We start from the raw sequence: 6,598 nt of genomic DNA, 5'->3' as shown, positions 1-6,598 counted from the left end.
CCTTCCGCCGCCGCTGCCTTCAACGATCCCGTGACTCCCACTACCGCAAACGACTCAGCACGCTCGGAAGCTACGAACCGCCGTAGCAGTACTAGTCGGCCAGGTGGGCGCCGATCTCGGTCTCGCTGACCCGGGCCGGCTCCAGCACCCGGTGCAGGAACTCGCGGGTGCGCTCCTCGCGGGGGCTGCCGAACAGCTCCGCGGGCGGGCCCTGCTCGACGATCACACCGGCGTCCATGAAGACGACCCGGGTGGCGACCTCCCGGGCGAAGGCCATCTCGTGGGTGACCACGAGCATGGTCATGCCGTCGGCGGCCAGGCCGCGCATGACCGCGAGGACCTCACCGACCAGTTCGGGGTCGAGGGCGCTGGTCGGCTCGTCGAAGAGCATCAGCTGCGGGTCCATCGCCAGCGAGCGCGCGATGGCGGCGCGCTGCTGCTGCCCGCCGGACAGTTGCGCGGGATAGGCGTCGGCCTTGTCGGCCAGGCCGACGCGGTCCAGGTTGTCCGCCGCGATCCGGTTGGCCTCGGCACGGCTGCGTTTCAGTACGCGGCGCTGCGCGATGGTGACGTTCTCCCGGACGGTGAGATGGCCGAACAGGTTGAACTGCTGGAACACCATGCCGATCCCGCGGCGGACCGCGTCGATGTCGCAGTCCGGGTCGGTGACCTCGACGCCGGCCACCTTGATCGAGCCGGAGGTGGGCTCCTCGAGCAGGTTGACGCAGCGCAGCAGCGTGGACTTGCCGGAGCCGGACGGGCCGATCACGCAGACGACCTCGCCGGGCTCCACGGACAGGTCGATGCCGCGCAGCACCTCCAGCTTGCCGAAGGACTTGTGCAGGTCGTCGATCTCGATGGTGGACATGCCGGTCACTTCTCCTTCCCGGCGCGGCGCTCCAGGGCGCGGACGACCTGGGACAGCGGCAGGGTGATCACCAGGTAGAGCAGCCCGGCCACCACCAGCGGGGTCGGGTTGACCCGCGTGTTGAGGGTGTCGCCGGCGAACTTGGTCAGCTCGATCGTCGACGCGGTGACACCGAGGACGTAGACCAGCGAGGTGTCCTTGGTGAGCAGGATGATCTCGTTGGTCAGCGGCGGGATGACGATGCGGAACGCCTGCGGCAGCACGATGGAGACCATCGCGCGGCTGTGCGACATGCCGAGCGTACGGGCGGCCTCGAACTGGCCCTTGGGGACGGCCTGGATGCCGGCCCGGATGGTCTCCGCCATGTAGGCCGCGGCGGTGAGGCCGAGGCCGACGGTGACCGAGCCGTAGACGCCGCCGGGGATCTCCCGGTCCGGGAAGGCCAGCGGCACGCCGTAGCCGACCATGAAGAGCACGAGCAGCGCGGGCAGGCCACGGAACAGCTCGATGTAAGCGGTGGCGAACCACCGGTACGGCAGGATCGACGACAGCCGCATCAGGGCGAGGACGAGCCCGAGGGTCAGGCCGAACGCGAACGCCAGCAGGGTGTAGATGATGGTGTTGCGCAGGGCGACGGTGATCGCCTCGGGGAACATGCTGCGGGCGATGTCGAGCCGGAAGAACGCCTCGGACAGGCTGCCCCAGTCGGCGGCGAACACCACGGCCAGGATCGCCAGCACGAACACGACATAGCCGGCGACGCGGATGATCCGCCGCCGCCGGCGAGGAGTCAGTTTCATCTCAGGGTTCAGGCGGCCGGCTTCTCACCGATCCACTCGGCATAGATCTTGTCGTACGTACCGTCGGCGCGCGCCGCGGCGATCGCCTCGTTGACGACCTTGAGCAGCTCCGCGTTGCCCTTCTTGACGGCGAAACCGTACTGCTCGCCGGTGTCGAAGCCGGTCGCGACGACGACCTTGCCGGGGTTGGCCTTGATGTACTCGTTCCAGACCGGCAGGTCGTTGACGGCCGCCTCGATCTGGTTGGTGGCCAGCGCCTGCTGCAGCGCGGCCAGGTCGCGGTAGGAGACCACCTCGATCTTCAGGCTCTTCTCCTTGACCTGGGCGTTGATGTACTCCTCGCCGGTGGTGCCGCCCTGCACGCCGAGGCGCTTGCCGACGAGCTCGTCGAGGGTCTTGACCTCCTTGCCGGTCTGCACGGCGAGCGCCTGGGTGGCGTCGAAGTACGGGTCGGAGAAGTCCAGCACCTTCTTGCGCTCGTCGGTGATGGTCATACCGGCCGCGGCCACGTCGCACTTGCCGGAGTTGAGGTCGGCGCCGGACTTGATGCCCTCGAACGGCGTGTCCACGATCTCCTGCTTCACGCCGATCTTCGCGGCCACCAGGTCGATCAGCGCGACGTCGAAGCCGACGACCTTGCCGGACTGGTCCTTCGACTGGAACGGCGCGTACGGAAGGTGGGTGCAGGTGGTCAGCGCGCCGGCCTTGATCAGCGTCACGCCGCTCTTCGTGGTGCCGCCGGTGTCCTCCTTGGCGCAGCCCGCCGCGCCGCCGATCACCAGCATCGCGGCGGCCGCCAGCGCGGCCGTCTGACGAGCATGCCCCAGCATCTTCATGTGACCCTCCCCGAGTCCGGCCCACGCCCGTAGCGCGGCCATGTCAGGCTAATCCACTAGATTAAATATCTCGCGGATACGGAGGTCCGCCATGCGGGACACATCCGCCGGCGCCGGCCGGCGCCGGTTGCGCCGCGGCGTCGTCCTGCACGGACTGGCGGCGGTGATCTTCGGCCTGCTGGCCTGGCGCGGCCTCGGCGCGCTTGGGGTGGGCGCCCGGGCGCTCGGTGTGCCGATGCTCATCGCCGGGGCGGCGGGCACCGTGGGCGCGCTGGTCATCCTGTGGGCGGTGCTGCGCCACCGATCGGCGGCATACCAGCGCGCCGCCCGGATCGGCATGGCGGTGGCCGCGGTGGCGACCGCGGCGGTCGGGATCGCTCTGGCGCCGGCCGGGTGGGAGCGCGGATTCGTTATTTCGGTGAATGTGCTCACCGGCGGGCTGCTGGCCGCCTTCGCCGCGCTCGCCGGTGAGCGTCGAACAATTGACTAAACGTAAACGCGGTGACGAGCTTCGAGCCTGGCCGACCGGGGCGCACTTGCCGGCGATGCACGCCTGGCCGTCGAACCAGGACGTGGCCCGGCGGGTGGTCGGCCCGGCTGAATGTGCTGATCCGAACGCGCGGCCGTCACCATCTCCGGCGGTCAGGATTTCAGAAGACCGGGCTCGGCGCGACGACGTAGGTCAGCAGGCCCTCCAGGTAGGACATCGACTCCCACTGGCTGGCCCGGATCACGTGCCGCGTGTTGGTCTGCGGATCCAGCACCCGGTACTGCGGGCCCATCCCGTTCAGGTCGTCGTACTTGTAGCCGAGCACGACCAGGTAGTGCGCCTGCAGGAAGCTGCCGCCGCCCCACGGAAGCTCGTCCGAGCTGACCAGCAGCACGATCGGGCCCAGCCCCTGATCGATCGACCCGACCACGCCGGTGAGGACGCGGCCGTTGTCGAGGTTGGTGGTGCTGTCGTACGGATGGGAGGGCGCGTACCGGTTCATCGCGTTGCCCATCAGCCACGGCCGGGTGCCGATCGCGTCGGTGCCGGTGACGTCGGCGATGAAGTCCTGCTCGACCGACACCCCGAAGTAGCGCAGCACCGCCTGCATCGCCGTCGGCCCGCAGTAGGTCGACTGCTCCTGCGCCTTGGTGCCGGTGATGGTCAGCTCTCTCCATGGCGCCTCGGGCCGGGCCCAGGCCTGGTTCGAGCAGCCCTCGGCATGGTCGATGGTCAACGGTACGCAGTCCGCCTCCTGCAGCCCGTTGACCGGTTGCAGGATGAAGAAGTAGCGGTGGCCGTTGATCGCCGGCGCGTAGGTGAGGCTGGTGCCGCTCACCGGGTACGGCAGCCGCTTCCACCACCCGGCCTGCTCGTCGATCACCCAGACGTAGTATCCGGTCGCGTTGGCACTCGCCGACCAGCGCAGCTGGATCTGCGCCGGGCTGGCCGTGGCGATCAGGTCGGTCGGTGGCCGGGGCAGCGGGCCGCGCGGGGTGACCGGCGCGCCCGCCGAGACACCGCCGGTGATCAGGCCGTTGACGGACTGCACCTTGAACTCGTACTGGGCGCCGTTGACCAGCCCGGCCGCCGTCCACGGCGACTGCACCGGGTACGGCAGCTTGTGCAGGGTCTCGCCGGCGGTGATGTTGCGCAGCCACACGTACGCGCCGGTGGCGTTCGGTTTCGCGGTCCACCGCAGGGTGGCGCTGCCGTTGCCCGAGGTCGCGGTCAGGTCGGTGGGTGCCAGTGGCGCCGGCCCGGTCGGGGTCACGGCGCGCACCGTGGTGCGGCTGCCCTCCACCAGGCCGCTGACCGACTGGACCGCGAACTCGTACGTCGCGCCGTTGGTCAGCAGCGCCGCCGTCCACGGTGACTGGACCGGCCACGGCAGCCGGTGCAGCGTCTCCCCGGCGGTCACGTTGCGCGTCCAGATGTATGCCCCGGTCGCGGTGGCGGGCGCGGTCCAGGACAGGGTCGCCTCACCGTTGCCGGGCGTCACGGTGAAGCCGCTCGGGGCGGCCGGTGGCGGCACGGTCGGCGTGACGGTCACCTTGTTGGAGAACACGCCGGTGTTGTCACCCTTGGTGGTCTGCAGCTGGAATTCGTACGTCGCGCCGTTGGTCAGCAGCGCCGCCGTCCACGGGCTGGCCGGGACCGGCCAGGGCAGCCGGTGCAGCGCCTCGCCGGCGGTGACGTTGCGCGTCCAGACGTAGTAGCCGGTCGCGCCCGGCGAGGCGGTCCAGCTCAGCACGGCCTGCCCGTTGCCGGGCGCCGCCGACAACGTCGGCGCGGTGCGCGGCCCGAGCGCCACCGCCGGCAGCGGCCGGGGATAGGCCGCACCGATGGCGTACGCCGAGGCGAGCCGATCCGCGAACGCCGCGGCGATCTTCAGTTCGCCGGCCGGGTTGGCGTGCACCCCGTCCCACGTGTCCGCCGCCGGGTCGAACCCCGCGTCGGTGTTCGCCACGACGATCGGCGACTCGGGTTTGGACAGCTCGGCCGCGGTCCGGACCAGCCGGTTGTTGTAGTCGGCCAGCTTCCCGGCGAACGTGGTGTCCGACGGCGGCAGCCGTTTCGGCAGCACCCGGCCGAAGACGAACTTGACGTCCGGCTTGCCGTCCCGGGCCCGGTCGATGAACCGGCGCAGGCTCGCCTCGGTGCCCTCCGGCGAGGTGAGGAAGGTCAGGTCGTTGATGCCGAGCAGCACCAGCATGACGTCGGGGGTGCCGGCGGCCGTGCGGCCCTGGATGGTGTCCCCCGCGGCGGACAGGGTGTTGCCCCACAGCGCGTTGTGGTCCCGGTCGAAGGAGCCGTCGGCGTACGCCTGGCTGCCGGACGTCCCCGCCACGTTGTCGAACAGGTCGTTGCGCGGCCCGACGAAGTCCAGGCCGGTGACGCGCGGCTGCAGGTGCTTCCAGAGCCGGTAGCGCCAGGTCCAGTCACCGGAGCTGCCGTGGCTGATCGAGTCACCCACGATCATGACCTTCGCGGCCGGCGCCGCGGCGGCCGGCGCCGGCCCGGCCACCATCGTCATCAGTACGGCGGCGACGGCGGTCCCGGCCGCGATCAGCGAGCGTCTCATGCCTTACCCCCCGTGGGGTCAATCGACAGTCGTTGATGCTAGTGCCGCGCCATCCCGGAGTCCATCGCGACGTCGCAGATCTGCGCCGGCGGCCAGGATGACGGCACCCGACCGGGCGGTCGCCTCGCGCAGGGCGCGGCGATCCTCCGGGTCGGTCGAGAATGCCCACGCGTGCAGGGCTTCGCCGCCGATACCCAGCCCGTTGTCGAGATCCGGGTGAGGGCCGGTGACGAAGCCGTCCAGGGAGACCGAGATCTCAGCGATGATTCGAGTCATACCGGGGTAGAACCGGCCTGCCACCCGGACTCATCACACCGCAGGCCGGCTCATCGCACCGTCGCCACCACCTCGCCCATCAGACCCGCCCCCGACCCACCCGCGTCCCAGGGTGAAGCGCCGCCTCACGATCAATCGCAGTGAGGTCTGATCCAATGAACATCCACCCATCCGGTGCGCCCGTCGTCTGCGGAGACGAACCGATAAGCCAAGCCATGAGGATTCGGCCGACTGTCGATTGTCACCTGTTGCCCATGCATGATTTCGCTGAGCGGCGCGCCGAATTCATCGCGTAGCCACAGGTCACGAGCTGCGACCGTTCCCTGGCTACACGAGATCGCTCCGGGAAAGCCGAATTCCGCAGGTCCGGGATTTGGACTGACATAGCCCGCGACGACGGCCAACCCTGTCAGAGCGACCACCGTTGCGACACCTTGGCGTCGCGGCCTCGGCGGCACTCGCAGTCCAGCAAATTTTCCAGGCCAAGGCTCCGAGACGGTGTCTGCATTCACCCTCGGCATGGGCGACGGCATTTGACTCCCGTCGGCCAACTCAACGGTCACCGCGCCGGGTTGCACCACTGGACCACGCTTCCCGGACTGCGCCGCCTCATGCAGGACCCGGCAGCGAGATAGGTGAACCTCCGCCTCGGGTCCGTCCACGCAGCAGCGGACAACCGCTTCGACATATGTCCAGTCCGGAATTCGCGCCCCGCCCTCGAATGCGTGGGACACCTTCCTCCGA

7 protein-coding genes are annotated in these 6,598 nt (G+C 69.7%); 1 reads left to right on the top strand and 6 read right to left on the bottom strand.

All coding sequences use genetic code 11. The features are described from left to right. Window positions 1-91 precede the first annotated feature (91 nt). Genes AB0F81_RS13920 through AB0F81_RS13910 form a run of 3 tightly spaced genes read right to left on the bottom strand, consistent with a single transcriptional unit; the run spans window position 92 to window position 2,504 of the window. Window positions 92-868: an amino acid ABC transporter ATP-binding protein gene (locus AB0F81_RS13920; protein ID WP_360196080.1), complete on the bottom strand. Its 777-nt coding sequence runs from the start codon at window positions 866-868 to the stop codon at window positions 92-94. A 5-nt stretch (window positions 869-873) separates the two neighbouring features. Then, the gene (locus AB0F81_RS13915) at window positions 874-1,668 is read right to left on the bottom strand and encodes an amino acid ABC transporter permease (RefSeq protein ID WP_360196078.1); all 795 of its coding nucleotides are present in this window, start codon (window positions 1,666-1,668) and stop codon (window positions 874-876) included. Between the two features lie 8 nt (window positions 1,669-1,676). Further along, window positions 1,677-2,504, bottom strand: coding sequence for a basic amino acid ABC transporter substrate-binding protein (locus tag AB0F81_RS13910; RefSeq protein ID WP_360196075.1), 828 nt, complete (start codon window positions 2,502-2,504; stop codon window positions 1,677-1,679). A gap of 91 nt (window positions 2,505-2,595) precedes the next feature. Between AB0F81_RS13910 and AB0F81_RS13905 the strand changes: the two genes are divergently transcribed. Next, window positions 2,596-2,994 (top strand): hypothetical protein, encoded by a 399-nt coding sequence (locus AB0F81_RS13905; RefSeq protein WP_360196072.1) that lies wholly within the window; start codon window positions 2,596-2,598, stop codon window positions 2,992-2,994. A gap of 160 nt (window positions 2,995-3,154) precedes the next feature. On the opposite strand, the gene AB0F81_RS13900 is transcribed toward AB0F81_RS13905, so the two are convergent. From AB0F81_RS13900 to AB0F81_RS13890, 3 genes are all read right to left on the bottom strand, one after another. Further along, window positions 3,155-5,578, bottom strand: a complete 2,424-nt coding sequence (locus tag AB0F81_RS13900) for a GDSL-type esterase/lipase family protein (RefSeq protein ID WP_360196070.1) — start codon at window positions 5,576-5,578, stop codon at window positions 3,155-3,157. A gap of 18 nt (window positions 5,579-5,596) precedes the next feature. After that, on the bottom strand, window positions 5,597-5,854 hold the full coding sequence (locus AB0F81_RS13895) for a hypothetical protein (protein ID WP_360196067.1): 258 nt from the start codon (window positions 5,852-5,854) through the stop codon (window positions 5,597-5,599). 131 nt (window positions 5,855-5,985) lie between these two features. Next, window positions 5,986-6,276, bottom strand: a complete 291-nt coding sequence (locus tag AB0F81_RS13890; protein ID WP_360196064.1) for a hypothetical protein — start codon at window positions 6,274-6,276, stop codon at window positions 5,986-5,988. Window positions 6,277-6,598: the final 322 nt, after the last annotated feature.

The organism is Actinoplanes sp. NPDC024001 (assembly GCF_040638955.1).
Taxonomy (GTDB): Bacteria; Actinomycetota; Actinomycetes; order Mycobacteriales; family Micromonosporaceae; genus Actinoplanes.
This window is presented reverse-complemented; position numbering and strand designations above follow the sequence as displayed.